Here is a 15,529-nt window from a genome sequence, read left to right on the forward strand (position 1 = left end):
TGCCTTACACCGGCAGAGCACCAAAGGGCAACAGGTGGTCGCCCCTGCTGCCATGAATGGCCTACAACCTGACTGCCGTGCCCGATACGCTGACCATCAGCATGGAGCCGTTCTGGCCCAGCACTTCATAGTCAATATCCACGCCGACCACGGCATTGCCGCCCAGATCTTCCGCCTCGCCTTTCATCTCGGCAATCGCTTCCTTGCGCGCTCTGGCAAGGACCTGCTCATATTTGCCGGATCGTCCGCCCACGAGATCGGTGATGGAAGCGAAGATATCGCGGAACAGATTGGCCCCGACGATCACTTCGCCGGTCACAACGCCCAGATATTCTTTCACCGGGTGCCCTTCCACCGCGGTGGTGGTGGTCACGATCATCCCGCCCGCAGACGGCTTTGCTTCCCAGGGACTAGCCATTGATTACAGTTCCTCCATTCGGGCGCGGCACTTGATCTGGCATATCGGATGAATCAGCAAACGCCCGGCTGCCTGTTTCGCAGCTGGGCGCTGCTGATAGTCAGATCAGGGCCGGATCAACCGATGCCCAGCGCGGCTTTGTAGGTATCGAGAATCGTTTCTCTCTCGCGCAGATCATCGGGCTTCATCTTTCTGAGGCGGACGATCTCGCGCATGATTTTTACATCATAGCCAACCGCCTTGGCTTCGGCATAGACTTCGCGAATATCGTCGGCGATGCCCTTCTTTTCTTCTTCGAGACGCTCGATACGTTCGACCAGAAGGCGCAGGCGATCGTCAGTGTTTTCAGCCATTGGTGTTCATGCTCCGGGAAAGGATTGGGAATCAGTTGCTGCGCTGATAACGGCCACTCCGCCGGGGGTGAAGAGAGCTACGGTTTTTTCCCCGACCTTCGCGCCCGAATGAGAGGAAATCAGCGTAATTCCTGATTGATTGCCACACTGGCATTCATCTTCTCGATCTGCTCCGCCGTTGCTTCGCTCTGATATTTCGCCTTCCACTCGGCCATCGGCATACCGTGGATCAGCGCGCGCGCTTCATCCTTGCTCAGATCAGCCCCGGCGTCGCGAATCCAGTCCGCCAGGCAATTGCGGCAGAAGCCCGACAGGCCCATCAGATCGATATTTTGTGCATCATGGCGCTGCTGAAGATGGCGTACCAGCCGGCGAAAAGCCTGCGCCGCGACATCATCAGGCAAATTTTCGAGCGCTTGCGTGTTATCTGTCAAAAAAGCCTCCTTGTTTTGTCATGCGCCTTTGTCATAGGCAGATCCTATGGCAAAAATCGAACCACGCGGCCGTAAGGTCAAAATTCTCGCAACCATTGGCCCCGCAACCCGGGACCCGGACATGCTCAGGCGCATCTTCCGCGCCGGTGCCGACGCTTTCCGTCTTAATATGAGCCATGGCGACCATGAAGTACATGCCGCCTCGTTCAAGGCGATCCGGGAACTGGAAAAGGAATTCCGCCGCCCGGTCGCTATCTTGTGCGATTTGCAGGGGCCAAAATTGCGCGTCGGTGAATTCGAGGATGGGCGCGCTGTCATCCCGCATGGCCGCCATTTCACGCTCGACCGTGATCCCACGCCGGGTGATGCAAACCGCGTCTGCCTGCCACATCCCGAATTGTTCGGCCTGCTGACCAAGGGGCAGCGCCTGCTGATCAATGACGGCAAGATCCGGCTGCGCGTGCGTGAAGCGACGAGTGACGTGATTCATTGCACCGCCGAAGTCGGCGGCGTCATTTCGGACCGCAAGGGCGTGAACGTGCCCGATGCCGAGGTTCCGATTCCCGCGCTGACCGAAAAGGACCGGCGCGATCTCGCTTTCGCCATGGAGCAGGGCGCCGACTGGATAGGGCTATCCTTCGTACAGCGGCCCGAAGATATCGCCGAAGCGCGCGAACTGATGGGCCCGCGTGGGTCGCTTTGTGCCAAAATCGAAAAGCCGCAGGCCGTAAAGCGCCTCTCCGAAATCATCGCCCTTTCCGATGCCGTGATGGTGGCGCGCGGCGATCTGGGCGTGGAGCTTAATCCCGAAGAAGTCCCCCCGTTGCAGAAACAGATCGTCAATGCCGCGCGTCAGGTGGGCAAGCCGGTGATCGTGGCAACGCAAATGCTCGAATCCATGATCGAAAGTCCCGCCCCGACACGTGCTGAGGTCTCCGACGTGGCCAATGCCGTTTATGACGGCGCCGATGCGGTGATGCTCTCCGCCGAAACTGCCGCCGGCGAATGGCCCGAAGAAGCCGTGCTGATGATGGATGCGATCGCCCGTCAGGTGGAGCGCGACGAAGCCTATAAAATGCGTGTGCGGCTGGTCGAGACACCTGCCGACCCCACCACCTCGGACGCGCTGGCTCATGCCTGCATGACCATTGCCGATACTATGCCAATCACGGCGATCACTACCTTCACGTCCAGCGGTGCCTCGGCCCGGCGCGTGGTACGCGAACGGCCATCCGTGCCGGTGCTGGTGCTGACCCCGTCCATGGATGCGGCGCGGCGCGTGGCCTTGCTGTGGGGCGTCCATGCGGTGGTAACGCGCGATATTGGCAGTTTCGAAGAAATGATCGGCAAGGGCAAGCGTATGGCGCTGCGCCATGGTTTTGGCGAAGCAGGTTCGAAACTGATCGTGCTCGCCGGGGTCCCCTTCGGCACACCGGGCGCCACCAATCTACTGCATGTCGTGACCCTGACCGGGGACGAATTGCAGGACCATGACGACAGCTGATTGCCTGCATCTCTGATCCGCCGCGCCGGGATGGCGCGTGCGGCATCGGATCATCGGAATTTTCCACCGGCTAGCCGGTCTTGCGGGATCGCATCCCGCATATGGACATTATCGTGATGCAGGTCCGGCGCATCCGCGCTGGACCATCAGCATCCCGGCAAAGGTCCTGACTATGTTCTGTTCAGACAGTTCTGAATTGGCCCGTCCTTCGGTGGAAGAGGATGGCGCGCTCAAATTGCTCGAGTGGTATTGGCAGCAGGGCTTATGCAGCCTCCGCTGCGCAGCCATGAAGGCTGAATCATAACCATTTAAGGACTGGTCAGTGCGGGCAGTGGCAAGGGCGCGTGGCCTTAGCCACCCGCTGCCAGCGACAGTCGCTCACGCGCCTTCGCTTCACCGATGAGCGGCAGCAATGCCTTCATATCCGGTCCATGATCCATGCCGGTCAGCGCTTGACGCAGCGGCAGGAACAACGCCTTACCCTTGCGCCCGGTGCTGCCTTTGAGCGTCGCCGTGAGATCACCCCAGGGATTATCCGACCACTTAAGCGCCTGTGCTGCCTCGCCCAGAAAACTGCGCGTTTCGGCATCGAATTCCGGTTGATCAATCGGGCCTGTGACAATCCGCCACCAATCGCCAGCATCGGCGAGTGTCTCGATATTGGGCCGGATGGCCTCCCACCCGGCGGCGTCAATACCGTCAGGCAAACGATCCGCCACAGCCTCATAAGGCATTTCATGCAGGATCGCCGTGTTCACGCGCTGCAAATCGGCATCGTCGAACTTCGCAGGCGCACGGCCGAACGTGGCAAGATCGAATGTTTCCAGCAGCGCCTCAATCGTCGCGATGGGTTCAACCGGCTGTGACGTCCCCAGCCGTGCCAGCATCGCGATCAGCGCCTGCGGTTCGATCCCTTCCTCACGCATGGCATCACAGCCAAGCGAGCCCAGGCGCTTCGATAGCTTGCCCTCGCGCCCCACCAGCAACGCCTCATGCGCAAAACGCGGAGGCGCAGCATCAAGTGCGGTAAACATTTGAATTTGCACGGCAGTATTGGAAACATGATCCTCGCCGCGCAAAATATCAGACACGCCCATCTCGATGTCATCAACCGCGCTGGGCAGCATATAAAGCCATGATCCATCGGCGCGGCGGATGACGGGGTCTGACAGCTGCGCCGCGTCAAATTTCTGGGGACCGCGAATGCCATCATCCCAGGTGATCGCCTCTGCATGATCAAGCTGAAAACGCCAATGCGGCGCAATGCCTTCAGCCTCCTTCGCCGCGCGTTCTTCTGCGGTCAGTTTCAAAGCGCCGCGATCATAGATTGGCGGCATCCCGCGCCCCAGCTGGATCTTGCGCTTGAGGTCAAGCTCCTGCGCGGTTTCGTAACAGGGATAGACCCGCCCGGCCGCGCGCAACGTTTCAAAGGCGCTCTCGTAATGGCTCAGCCGTTCGGACTGACGCTCGACCGCATCATAATCAAGCCCCAGCCAGGCGAGGTCCTGCCGGATGGCCTCGACATAATGCTCCTCACTGCGTTCCTTATCCGTATCATCGATCCTGAGCAGGAAGCGTCCGCCGTGTTTGCGCGCCAGCATCCAATTATGCAGCGCAGTGCGGATATTGCCGACATGCAGACGGCCAGTGGGTGATGGGGCGAAACGCGTGGTGATGGTCATGTCCGGCCTTATAGGGATTGGAACGGCGGATTGAAGCATTCATCGATGGAAATGCGGTGCAGAAGAGCAAGATCGGTCAGGCGGCTCGCTTATTTTCGCGCGAAGAGGGCTCTGCCATGAAGGACAGATTATGACAGACAGCCGCCGTAGCATATTGAATGAACGCTTCATCCGCGTGCTCGACCATATCGATACCCATCTGGATGGTGATTTGTCGCTGGAGACACTCGCGGGTGTTGCCGCGCTGTCGCCCTGTCATTTTCACCGCCAGTTTCGCGCCCATCTGGGCATTGCGCTGCACCTTTATGTCCAGCTCACGCGGATCAAGCGCGCGTCATATCAACTGGCTCTGCGTGACCGGCAATCGATCACCCAGATCGCCTATGACGCAGGCTTTGCTGCGCCGGAAAGCTTCGCCAGAGCCTTCCATCGGATGGTGCAGCAATGGCCGCGAGATTTTCGCGGCAAGGCTGACTGGCTTTCATGGCTCCAAACTCTCACCCCCTTGACCGAAGCACGGAGCCTGCTGATGCCAGATTTCACCTTTGACTGTGTTGAGACAGTATTTTTCGAACCCACTGCGGTCGCCATCATGGAACATCGCGGTGACCCGCGCCTGCTGCATGACACGATCAGCGACTTCATCGCGTGGCGGCGGGCCCATAAATTGCCACCGTCACGCAGCCGAACCTTTAATATCTTTCACAATGACCCCGGCGATACGCCATCCGACAACTACCGGATGGATCTCTGCGCAGGATTGCCAGAAGGCTTCCATCTGGATGTCGACGCACCGGTAAAGGCAGGGATCATTCCCGGTGGGCGCTGCGCCCTGTTGCGCCAGACCGGCAATACGGACGATCTGCGCAAAGCGGCGGACTTCCTCTATCGTGAGTGGTTGTCACAGAGCGGGGAGAGCCTGCGGGACTATCCGCTCTTTTGCGAGCGGCTGCAGCTGTTCCCCGAAGTGCCGGAAAATTCCGCTGTGGTGGAGCTCTATTTACCGCTCGCCTGAGCGCTGCCCCGTCACTCACGAACCTGTCACCCACGAAAAAGCCCCGCCGGATCGCTCCGACGGGGCTTTTTCTGTCAGTCAGTCTGCTCTCAGGCTTCGTCGTCGGGCGTTGCGGCCTCGCCTTCGTCGCTCTGCTGCAGATATTCGCCTGCGTCAGCATCGGTACCGTGCGTTTCACCTTCCATCCGGGCGAGCGGATCGTCGCCCAGATCGTCGGCCGGATCACGCATGGCTTCTGCCTTGCGTTCTTCCTCGGCACTGTTTGCTGCCACCAGCGCTTCCTGCATCTTGCGATACTGGGCACGCAGGGCGGCGTCGCGGCTGGTTGCCGTCACGCGGACCCGGTTCATACCTGCGCCGGTACCGGCGGGGATGAGACGGCCAACAATGACGTTTTCCTTCAGGCCGGTCAGAACGTCCTTCTTCCCTTCAACCGAAGCCTGCGTCAGCACGCGGGTGGTTTCCTGGAAGGAAGCGGCAGAAATGAAGCTGCGGGTCTGCAGGCTGGCCTTGGTAATGCCCAGCAGGATCGGCTTACCCTGAGCCGGCTTCTTCGACCGGGTCAGCTTGGCGTTTTCCTCATTCATTTCTTCCAGATCGACTTGTTCGCCCGGCAGCAACGTGGTGTCGCCGCCATCGGTGATTTCAACCTTCTGCAGCATCTGGCGAACGATCACCTCGATGTGCTTGTCGTTGATCTTCACGCCCTGCAAACGGTAGACTTCCTGGATTTCGTCCACGAGATATTCGGCCAGCGCTTCCACGCCGAGCACTTCGAGAATGTCATGCGGATCGGGCGAACCCGAAATCAGCGTGTCACCCTTCTTCACGAAGTCGCCTTCCTGAACGTCGATGACCTTGGTCTTCGGGATCAGATATTCGACCGGATCACCCTCTTCCGGGACAATCGCGATCTTGCGCTTCGCCTTATAGTCGCGAACGAATTCGATCCGGCCGGAAATCTTGGCGATGATCGCATTGTCCTTCGGCTTACGCGCTTCGAACAATTCGGCCACACGCGGCAGACCGCCGGTGATGTCACGCGTCTTGGCAGCTTCGCGGCTGGCACGGGCAAGAATGTCACCCGCTTCAACCCGCTGACCATCCTCGACCGACAGGGTCGTACCAGGTGCCAGCATGTAACGTGCTGCTTCCGTATCGTCATCCGCTTCATTCAGAAGAGTCATACGCGGACGCAGATCTTCCTTCTTGGCACGGCCGGTGGAACGATATTCGGTGACGACGCGCTGGGTCATGCCCGTTGCTTCGTCGGTCCGTTCTTCCATCGTCTTGTTTTCGGCAAGATCCTGATACTTCACGACACCGGACTGTTCGGTGATGATCGGCAGGGTGAACGGATCCCATTCAGCGATCCGATCGCCTTCCTTCACCTTGGCGCCATCTTCGAACATCAGCATCGTACCATAAGGCAGACGATGGATAGCGCGTTCGCGGCCCTCGGCATCGATGATCGCAATTTCGCCATTCCGGGCCAGCGACAGACGACGTCCGCGCTTATCCGTGATGGTCGGCATATCACGATATTCGATCGTACCGTCAGAGATCGATTCCAGATGGCTGGTTTCGTTCAGCTGCGCGGCACCACCAATATGGAAGGTACGCATGGTCAGCTGCGTGCCCGGCTCACCGATCGACTGCGCGGCGATAACGCCGACAGCTTCACCGATATTCACCGGCGTACCGCGGGCAAGGTCACGCCCGTAGCACTTGCCGCAGACACCCTGTTCCGCTTCGCAGACCAGCGGCGAACGGATCTTGGCCTTCTGCACTTCGGCTTCCTCGATGGCTTTCACCATCGGTTCGTCCAGCAGCGTGCCGGCCTTGACGATCACTTCACCCGTGGCAGCGTTGACGATTTCTTCGGCCGTGGTGCGGCCCAGAATACGTTCGCCCAGCGAAGCAATGACACTGCCGCCCTGGATGATGGCGCGCATATCCAGTGCATTCTGCGTCTTGCAGTCTTCTTCCACGATGACGCAATCCTGCGACACATCGACCAGACGACGGGTCAGATAACCCGAGTTTGCCGTCTTGAGCGCGGTGTCGGCCAGACCCTTACGGGCGCCGTGCGTGGAGTTGAAGTATTCAAGAACGGTCAGACCTTCCTTGAAGTTCGAAATGATCGGCGTTTCGATGATTTCGCCGCTCGGCTTGGCCATCAGGCCGCGCATGCCGGCAAGCTGCTTCATCTGTGCTGGTGAACCACGCGCACCGGAGTGGCTCATCATGTAGATCGAGTTGATCTGCGCTTCGCGGCCGTTCTCATCCTTCGGCGTCGCACGAATTTCGTCCATCATGGCCGATGCAACCGTGTCACCGCAACGGCTCCACGCGTCGATCACCTTGTTGTACTTTTCCTGCTGGGTGATGAAACCATCCTGATATTGCTGTTCGTAATCAGCCACCAGGGTCTTGGTTTCCTCGATCATGCCGACCTTACTGTCGGGAATGATCATATCATCCTTACCGAAGGAAATACCGGCGCGGCAGGCATGGCGGAAGCCCAGCGACATGATCGCATCGGCAAACAGCACCGTGTCCTTCTGGCCCGTGTGACGATAGACTTCGTCGATCACGTCACCGATGTCCTTCTTCGTCAGAAGGCGGTTGATGACGTCGTAGGGCACCTTGTGGCTCTTCGGCAGGCATTCGCTGATCAGCATACGGCCCGGCGTCGTTTCCACGCGCTTGAGGTATTCCTTACCCTTTTCATCGGTCTGCGGAACCCGGCTGACAATCTTGGAATGGAGCGTCACCGCCCCGACTTCCAGCGCCTGATGCACTTCGGACATGTCGCCCAGGATGCTGCCTTCGCCCGGCTCGCCTTCGCGGTCCATCGAAAGGTAATAGATCCCCAGCACCATATCCTGTGACGGAACGATGATCGGCTTGCCATTGGCAGGCGACAGGATGTTGTTGGTCGACATCATCAGCACGCGTGCTTCGAGCTGGGCTTCCAGCGAAAGCGGCACGTGGACGGCCATCTGGTCACCATCGAAGTCGGCATTGAAGGCCGAGCAGACCAGCGGGTGAAGCTGGATCGCCTTACCTTCGATCAGCACGGGTTCGAAGGCCTGAATGCCAAGACGGTGAAGCGTGGGCGCGCGGTTCAGCAGAACCGGATGCTCGCGGATCACTTCGTCCAGAATGTCCCAGACTTCCTTGCGTTCTTTTTCGACCCATTTCTTGGCCTGCTTCAGGGTCATGGAAAGACCCTTGGCATCCAGACGGGCGTAAATGAACGGCTTGAACAGTTCGAGCGCCATCTTCTTGGGCAGACCGCACTGATGCAGTTTCAGTTCCGGACCGGTCACGATCACGGAACGGCCCGAATAATCGACGCGCTTACCGAGAAGGTTCTGACGGAAACGGCCCTGCTTACCCTTCAGCATGTCGCTGAGTGATTTCAGTGGACGCTTGTTGGCACCGGTGATGATCCGGCCGCGGCGACCATTGTCGAACAGAGCGTCGACCGATTCCTGCAGCATGCGCTTTTCATTGCGGACGATGATGTCCGGTGCACGCAGCTCCATCAGGCGCTTCAGGCGGTTGTTACGGTTGATCACGCGGCGATAGAGATCGTTAAGATCGGACGTCGCGAAACGGCCACCGTCGAGCGGCACCAGCGGGCGCAGTTCGGGCGGAATAACCGGCACGACTTCAAGGATCATCCATTCGGGACGGTTGCCCGAATCGATGAAGCTTTCAACGACCTTCAGCCGCTTGATGATTTTCTTGGGCTTCAGCGTGGATTTGGTCTCGGCCAGTTCGGTCAGGAGGTCTTCACGCTCCTGCTCAAGGTCGAGATCCATGAGCATGATCTTGACGGCTTCTGCGCCGATACCGGCAGCAAAAGCATCTTCGCCATATTCATCCTGCGCTTCCAGCAGCTCGTCTTCGGTCAGCAGCTGGAATTTTTCCATCGGCGTCAGGCCGGGCTCGGTGACCACGTAGCTTTCGAAATAAAGCACGCGTTCGAGCTGCTTGAGCTGCATGTCGAGCAACAGACCGATGCGCGAAGGCAGCGATTTGAGGTACCAGATATGTGCAACCGGCGCGGCCAGTTCGATATGGCCCATCCGTTCACGGCGGACCTTGGTCACGGTCACTTCGACGCCGCATTTTTCGCAGACGACGCCCTTGTACTTCATGCGCTTATACTTGCCGCACAAGCATTCGTAATCCTTCACCGGACCGAAGATGCGGGCACAGAAAAGGCCGTCACGCTCCGGCTTGAAGGTCCGATAGTTGATGGTTTCCGGCTTCTTGATTTCGCCGAAGGACCAGCTGCGAATACGTTCAGGTGACGCGATCCCGATCTGGATCTGGTCGAACGTCTCGGGCTTGGCGAGCTGGTTGGTGAATTTGGTCAGTTCATTCATGTTTCAATCCCTCGCGGGTAAGATGTCTTTGGCGGAAGCGGAGGGGGCGACCCGGCAGGGCCGCCCGACCATCCTTATTCCGCCGCCTCCGGCAGAGCATCGCCATCTTCCCCGTCGTCAAAAGACGAGAGTTCGACGTTGAGGCCGAGGGAACGCATTTCCTTGACGAGCACGTTGAAGCTTTCCGGAATGCCGGCCTCGAACGTATCGTCACCCTTGACGATCGCTTCGTAAACCTTGGTCCGGCCGATGACGTCATCGGATTTCACCGTGAGCATTTCCTGCAGCGTGTAGGCCGCACCATATGCCTGCAGCGCCCAGACTTCCATTTCCCCGAAGCGCTGACCACCGAACTGCGCCTTACCGCCCAGCGGCTGCTGAGTGACAAGCGAGTAGGGGCCGATCGAACGCGCGTGGATCTTGTCGTCAACAAGGTGGTGCAGTTTGAGCATGTAAATAATGCCCACCGTCACCTTACGGTCGAAAGCAGCGCCCGTACGGCCGTCATACAGCGTGGACTGGCCCGAGGATTCGTAGCCGGCCTTCAGCAGCATGTCGGTGACATCGCTTTCACGCGCGCCATCGAATACCGGGGTACCCATCGGGACACCGGTGACGAGATTGCCCGCCAGTTCGGCCAGTTCTTCGGAATTACGGCTTTCAATATCATCGTAATATTGCTCGCCATAAATATCCTTCAGCTTGTCGACCAGGACTGCCGGCGGGGGACCCGCCGTGATGTCGGGATTGGCGGCGCGCCATTCCTCGAGCTGTTCCTTGATCTGCATGCCGAGGCCACGCGCGGCAAAGCCGAGATGGGTTTCGAAGATCTGCCCGACGTTCATACGCGAGGGCACACCAAGCGGGTTGAGCACCAGATCGACCGGCGTGCCGTCTTCCATGAACGGCATGTCTTCGGCCGGAAGGATCCGGCTGATGACACCCTTGTTCCCGTGACGGCCGGCCATCTTGTCGCCCGGCTGAAGCTTGCGCTTCACGGCCACGAAGACCTTGACCATCTTGAGAACACCCGGAGCGAGTTCGTCACCACGCTCCAGCTTTTCCTTGCGATCTTCGAACTTCTCTTTGATCCGCGCCACGGCGAGGTCGTATTGTTCCTTCACCGCTTCAAGCTGGGTCTGCATGGCATCGTCGGCCACCGCGAATTTGAACCATTCGTGGCGTTCCAGCGTGCCCAGCAGCTCCTCGTCAATCTCCACACCCTTCTTGACGCCCTTGGGCGCGGCCGAAGCGGTCTGACCGATCAACATATCCTTGAGCCGGTTATAGGTGGCGCGGTTGAGAATGGCGCGTTCGTCTTCGCTATCCTTCTTGAGGCGTTCGATTTCCTCGTTCTGGATGGCACGCGTACGGTCATCGATTTCGATACCGTGACGGTTGAAGACGCGCACATCGACAATCGTGCCGCTCACACCCGGCGGCAGGCGAAGTGACGTGTCACGCACGTCGCTGGCCTTTTCACCGAAGATTGCGCGCAGCAGCTTTTCTTCCGGCGTCATCGGGCTTTCGCCCTTGGGCGTGATCTTGCCCACCAGAATATCACTCGGATGCACTTCAGCGCCGATATAGACGATACCCGCTTCGTCGAGGTTGCGCAGAGCCTCCTCACCGACATTGGGAATGTCCCGCGTGATGTCTTCCGGGCCCAGCTTCGTGTCGCGGGCCATGACTTCGAATTCCTCGATATGGATCGAGGTGAAGACGTCATCCTTAACGATCCGCTCGGAGATCAGGATGGAGTCTTCGTAATTGTAGCCATTCCAAGGCATGAAGGCGACGAGGCTGTTACGGCCCAGTGCCAGTTCGCCCAGATCGGTCGACGGGCCGTCGGCGATGGTATCGCCCTTTTCGACCACTTCGCCCACCTTCACCAGCGGACGCTGATTGATGCAGGTATCCTGGTTGCTCCGCTGGAATTTCTGCAGCGTGTAGATGTCCACGCCAGGATTGCCCGCTTCCACTTCGCCGCTTGCACGGATCACGATACGGGTGGCGTCGACCTGATCGACCACGCCGGCGCGGATGGCGGAAATGGCCGCACCCGAATCCCGGGCCACGGTTTCTTCCATGCCGGTGCCGACGAAAGGCGCTTCGGCCTTCACCAGCGGCACGGCCTGACGTTGCATGTTGGAGCCCATCAATGCGCGGTTGGCGTCATCGTTTTCCAGGAAGGGAATGAGCGATGCGGCGACCGAGACGAGCTGCTTGGGCGAAACGTCCATCAGCGTGATGGTTTCGTTCGGCGCCATGACGAATTCGCCATTCTGCCGGGCTGAGATCAGCTCCTCAACGAAGGCGCCTTCTTCATCGGTTTCAGCCGAAGCCTGCGCCACCGTGTGCTTCTGCTCTTCCATCGCGGAGAGATAGACCACGTCGCCGGAAACCTTGCCCTCTTTCACCAGGCGGTACGGCGTTTCGATGAAGCCGTATTTGTTCACCCGCGCAAAGGTCGAGAGCGAGTTGATCAGGCCGATGTTCGGGCCTTCCGGCGTTTCAATCGGGCAGATACGGCCATAATGGGTCGGATGAACGTCGCGGACTTCAAAGCCTGCACGTTCACGCGTCAAACCGCCCGGCCCGAGAGCCGAAACGCGGCGCTTATGCGTCACTTCGGACAGCGGGTTGGTCTGGTCCATGAATTGCGACAGCTGGCTGGAGCCGAAGAATTCGCGGACCGCGGCCACGGCCGGCTTCGCATTGATGAGGTCGTTCGGCATGACGGTCGACACATCGACCGAGCTCATGCGTTCCTTCACCGCGCGCTCCATGCGCAGCAGACCGACGCGGTACTGGTTTTCCAGCAATTCGCCGACCGAACGCACACGGCGGTTGCCGAGGTTGTCGATGTCGTCGACATCGCCCTTGCCGTCCTTCAGGTCGACCAGCTCCTTGACCACGGCCAGGATGTCTTCCTTGCGCAGCGTGGTCACGGTGTCTTCGGCATCAAGGCCAAGACGCATGTTGAGCTTCACACGGCCAACGGCGGAAAGGTCGTAGCGCTCGCTATCGAAGAACAGGCCTTCGAAAAGCGCTTCGGCGGTTTCCTTGGTCGGCGGTTCGCCGGGACGCATCACCTTATAGATGGCTTCCAGACCTTCATCACGATTTTCGGCCTTGTCGACCTTCATCGTGTTGCGGATCCAGGGGCCGGTGTTGACGTGGTCGATATCCAGCAATTCCAGCTTGTCGAGACCGGCCTTGTCCAACGCTTCGAGATTTTCGGGCGTCACTTCATCGCCGGCTTCAATATAGATGCGGCCGGTGGATTCATCGATCAGGTCACGCGCGGAATAATGCGCGAAGATTTCTTCGGTCGGGATGAGCAGCGTTTTGAGGCCATCCTTTTCCGCCTTGTTGGCAGCGCGCGGCGAAACCTTCTGATTGGCGGGGAACACTTCCTCACCCGTATCAGCGTTCACCAGCGGGAAGGTCGGCTTCAGACCGCGCCATGTTTCCGCCACGAAGGGGATTTTCCAGCCATCGGGACCGCGTTCCCACACAACCGTGTTGTAGAAATGCGCGAGGATTTCTTCGCTGTCGAGGCCCAGACCATAAAGCAGCGCCGTAACCGGCAGCTTACGCTTACGGTCGATACGGACGTTCACGATGTCCTTGGCGTCGAATTCAAAATCCAGCCACGAACCACGATAGGGAATGACGCGGGCAGCGAAGAGGAATTTGCCCGAGCTGTGGGTCTTGCCGCGGTCATGATCAAACAGCACACCGGGCGAACGGTGCATCTGGCTGACGATAACGCGTTCGGTGCCATTGATCTGGAAGGTGCCGTTCTCGGTCATGAGCGGCATGTCGCCCATATAGACGTCCTGCTCCTTGATATCGAGCACGGAACGGGTTTCGGTTTCCTGGTCGACCTCGAACACGATCAGACGCAGAGTGACCTTCATCGGCGCGGCATAGGTAATCCCACGCTGGCGACACTCGGTCGTGTCATATTTCGGATCTTCAAGCTCGTAATGCACGAAGTCCAGCTCGGCAGTGCCGGCAAAGTCGCGGATCGGGAAAACCGAGCGCAGCGTCTTTTCAAGACCCGATACATAGCCGATCGACGGATCGGAGCGCAGGAACTGTTCATAGCTCTCGCGCTGCACCTCGATCAGATTCGGCATTTCCACGACTTCGTGGATATCGCCAAAAATCTTGCGGATGCGCTTCTTCTTGCTGCCGGTGGGGGCTCCGGTCGTTGCCGGAACGTTCGCCTGTGTCGCCATAAGTCGCGTTAAGCCTCTTCGCTTTATAGGCCGCGGGGGAAAGATCCTCCCCACGGTAAATTCATGCCACGCGCGGAACGTGGCCCCTGAAAACGCGAAAAGAGCCGCAGCACCACCGACTCCGAAACCGGAGTCGGTTCGCAACGACTTTGTTCGCGTATCAAGGAAAACCGGGGTTTCCATCCCTTGCCGAACCCCCGCGCCGGGTTCGGCTTGCTCGAAACAAACCGGCTATGTGGCTGTCGATATAGGCACAGGAAGCCCCGCTGTCAAATGGCAAAACGCCGAAAATCCGGGCTCTGGCGACTGGCGCGATGAGCTCCCGGCACCATCGCACGCACCTTTATTCGATATGCAAATTATCGTTTTTCGATATTATCGATTGACGATATGTGCGAATCGTCTTATTGATTATCGATATTGGATATATCGGAGAACGACAAATGGTTCATTTCCTTCGTAACAGCTCTGCTGCTCTTGCCGCTGCCCTTATGGCGCTCGGATTGTTCATACCCGCCATCATCGTGCCCGGCGCGCCCGCCAGTGCCACCAGCTCCGTGCTGATCACAGCAACGCTGGCCTAAGCCCCACCCTTCCCCGCTTTCACAGGAGACATCCCATGGCCGCCATGCCTTCCGTCACCCGCGATCCGCTGCTTGGTTTTGCCCGGATCATCCTGATTTTCTTCACCGCCCTATTCGCCTTCGCCGGAATAGCCGTGCTGCTGGGCGTCCCGGCACTCCTGATCTTCCAGAGCGACATTCTCGCCGAACTGGCCGCCGATGGTAAGAATGTCCCCACCGCGCTGATCCCCGGCATTGCCTTACTACTTGGCTTCGTGGCACTGCTGATGGGTCTGATGGTCTATTTCCTGTTACTTCTCCGCCGGATCGTGCTGAGCGTGGGCGAAGGCGACCCCTTCATCCCTGAAAATGCCCGCCGCCTGTCGCGCATGGGGTGGACAGCCCTGATCGGACAGCTCGTCACCATCCCTGTCGGAGCGCTCGGCACATGGATCGCGCGTATCGCCGCAGATTCGGGGAGAAATGCGGATGTGGACCTGAGTTTTCCCGGCGGCGGATTGCTGCTGATCCTCACGCTCTTTATTCTCGCCCGTGTGTTCCGTCAGGGAGCCGAAATGCGCGACGATCTGGAAGGGACCGTGTGATGCCGGTACTCGTTAAACTCGACGATCTGCTGCATGATCGCCGCATGACCCTCACCGAACTGGCCGACAAGGTCGGCCTCACCCTCGCCAATCTCTCGATCCTCAAGACCGGCAAGGCCAAGGCAATCCGCTTCTCCACCCTCGAAGCCATCTGCCGCGAACTGGACTGCCAGCCGGGCGATCTGCTGGGCTATGAGGATTGATTGCAGCGTTACGACTAAAGAGAAAGGGCCGGGGGAAACCTCGGCCTTTTCTTGATTCTGCGCCGCAACTACCCCTAGAATTACGTCTTGATCTGCAAA

The 15,529-nt window shown here is 58.9% G+C and carries 11 protein-coding genes; 5 read left to right on the plus strand and 6 right to left on the minus strand.

Translation table 11 applies throughout. The features are described from left to right. Positions 1–61 precede the first annotated feature (61 nt). The 3 genes from GRI91_RS06585 to GRI91_RS06595 form a co-directional block, all read right to left on the minus strand. Entirely contained in the window at positions 62–379 is a 318-nt protein-coding gene (locus GRI91_RS06585) for a heavy metal-binding domain-containing protein (RefSeq protein WP_160735966.1), read from the minus strand. Positions 380–534: 155 nt separating this feature from the next. After that, a complete protein-coding gene (locus GRI91_RS06590; protein WP_160735812.1) occupies positions 535–771 on the minus strand; it encodes a DUF2312 domain-containing protein in 237 nt (78 codons plus the stop codon). 119 nt (positions 772–890) lie between these two features. After that, positions 891–1,205, minus strand: coding sequence for a DUF1244 domain-containing protein (locus GRI91_RS06595; protein ID WP_160735813.1), 315 nt, complete (start codon positions 1,203–1,205; stop codon positions 891–893). A gap of 46 nt (positions 1,206–1,251) precedes the next feature. Here GRI91_RS06595 and pyk point away from each other — a divergent pair, with 46 nt between their 5' ends. Further along, positions 1,252–2,709, plus strand: coding sequence for a pyruvate kinase (pyk, locus tag GRI91_RS06600; protein WP_160735814.1), 1,458 nt, complete (start codon positions 1,252–1,254; stop codon positions 2,707–2,709). A gap of 350 nt (positions 2,710–3,059) precedes the next feature. On the opposite strand, the gene gltX is transcribed toward pyk, so the two are convergent. Next, positions 3,060–4,391 (minus strand): glutamate--tRNA ligase, encoded by a 1,332-nt coding sequence (gene gltX / locus GRI91_RS06605; protein ID WP_160735815.1) that lies wholly within the window; start codon positions 4,389–4,391, stop codon positions 3,060–3,062. Positions 4,392–4,521: 130 nt separating this feature from the next. On the opposite strand from gltX, the gene GRI91_RS06610 reads away from it, so the two are divergent. Next, on the plus strand, positions 4,522–5,406 hold the full coding sequence (locus tag GRI91_RS06610) for an AraC family transcriptional regulator (protein WP_160735816.1): 885 nt from the start codon (positions 4,522–4,524) through the stop codon (positions 5,404–5,406). Between the two features lie 89 nt (positions 5,407–5,495). Here GRI91_RS06610 and rpoC read toward each other — a convergent pair whose 3' ends face one another. Both rpoC and rpoB read right to left on the minus strand, forming a co-directional pair. Further along, positions 5,496–9,809: a DNA-directed RNA polymerase subunit beta' gene (rpoC, locus tag GRI91_RS06615; RefSeq protein ID WP_160735817.1), complete on the minus strand. Its 4,314-nt coding sequence runs from the start codon at positions 9,807–9,809 to the stop codon at positions 5,496–5,498. A 74-nt stretch (positions 9,810–9,883) separates the two neighbouring features. Beyond that, positions 9,884–14,059 carry a DNA-directed RNA polymerase subunit beta gene (gene rpoB / locus GRI91_RS06620; protein WP_160735818.1) on the minus strand — a complete coding sequence of 1,392 codons (4,176 nt, stop codon included), beginning with the start codon at positions 14,057–14,059 and terminating at the stop codon, positions 9,884–9,886. A 443-nt stretch (positions 14,060–14,502) separates the two neighbouring features. On the opposite strand from rpoB, the gene GRI91_RS06625 reads away from it, so the two are divergent. Genes GRI91_RS06625 through GRI91_RS06635 form a run of 3 tightly spaced genes read left to right on the plus strand, consistent with a single transcriptional unit; the run spans position 14,503 to position 15,430 of the window. Further along, positions 14,503–14,643: a hypothetical protein gene (locus tag GRI91_RS06625; protein WP_160735819.1), complete on the plus strand. Its 141-nt coding sequence runs from the start codon at positions 14,503–14,505 to the stop codon at positions 14,641–14,643. Positions 14,644–14,678: 35 nt separating this feature from the next. Next, positions 14,679–15,227: a DUF2975 domain-containing protein gene (locus tag GRI91_RS06630; RefSeq protein WP_237437698.1), complete on the plus strand. Its 549-nt coding sequence runs from the start codon at positions 14,679–14,681 to the stop codon at positions 15,225–15,227. Next, positions 15,227–15,430 carry a helix-turn-helix domain-containing protein gene (locus GRI91_RS06635; protein WP_160735820.1) on the plus strand — a complete coding sequence of 68 codons (204 nt, stop codon included), beginning with the start codon at positions 15,227–15,229 and terminating at the stop codon, positions 15,428–15,430. The genes GRI91_RS06630 and GRI91_RS06635 overlap by 1 nt, the downstream gene beginning before the upstream one ends. The last annotated feature ends 99 nt before the right edge of the window (positions 15,431–15,529 follow it).

This window comes from Altericroceibacterium endophyticum, from assembly GCF_009827595.1.
Lineage (GTDB): Bacteria > Pseudomonadota > Alphaproteobacteria > Sphingomonadales > Sphingomonadaceae > Altericroceibacterium > Altericroceibacterium endophyticum.

Excerpts from the sequence above, each read along its gene's own strand:
- GRI91_RS06585 (WP_160735966.1), bottom strand. The coding sequence starts at position 379 with ATGATCGTGACCACCACCACCGCGGTGGAAGGGCACCCGGTGAAAGAA.
- GRI91_RS06590 (WP_160735812.1), bottom strand. The coding sequence starts at position 771 with ATGGCTGAAAACACTGACGATCGCCTGCGCCTTCTGGTCGAACGTATC.
- pyk (WP_160735814.1), top strand. The coding sequence starts at position 1,252 with ATGGCAAAAATCGAACCACGCGGCCGTAAGGTCAAAATTCTCGCAACC.
- gltX (WP_160735815.1), bottom strand. The coding sequence starts at position 4,391 with ATGACCATCACCACGCGTTTCGCCCCATCACCCACTGGCCGTCTGCAT.
- GRI91_RS06610 (WP_160735816.1), top strand. The coding sequence starts at position 4,522 with ATGACAGACAGCCGCCGTAGCATATTGAATGAACGCTTCATCCGCGTG.
- rpoC (WP_160735817.1), bottom strand. The coding sequence starts at position 9,809 with ATGAATGAACTGACCAAATTCACCAACCAGCTCGCCAAGCCCGAGACG.
- rpoB (WP_160735818.1), bottom strand. The coding sequence starts at position 14,059 with ATGGCGACACAGGCGAACGTTCCGGCAACGACCGGAGCCCCCACCGGC.
- GRI91_RS06625 (WP_160735819.1), top strand. The coding sequence starts at position 14,503 with ATGGTTCATTTCCTTCGTAACAGCTCTGCTGCTCTTGCCGCTGCCCTT.
- GRI91_RS06630 (WP_237437698.1), top strand. The coding sequence starts at position 14,679 with ATGGCCGCCATGCCTTCCGTCACCCGCGATCCGCTGCTTGGTTTTGCC.
- GRI91_RS06635 (WP_160735820.1), top strand. The coding sequence starts at position 15,227 with ATGCCGGTACTCGTTAAACTCGACGATCTGCTGCATGATCGCCGCATG.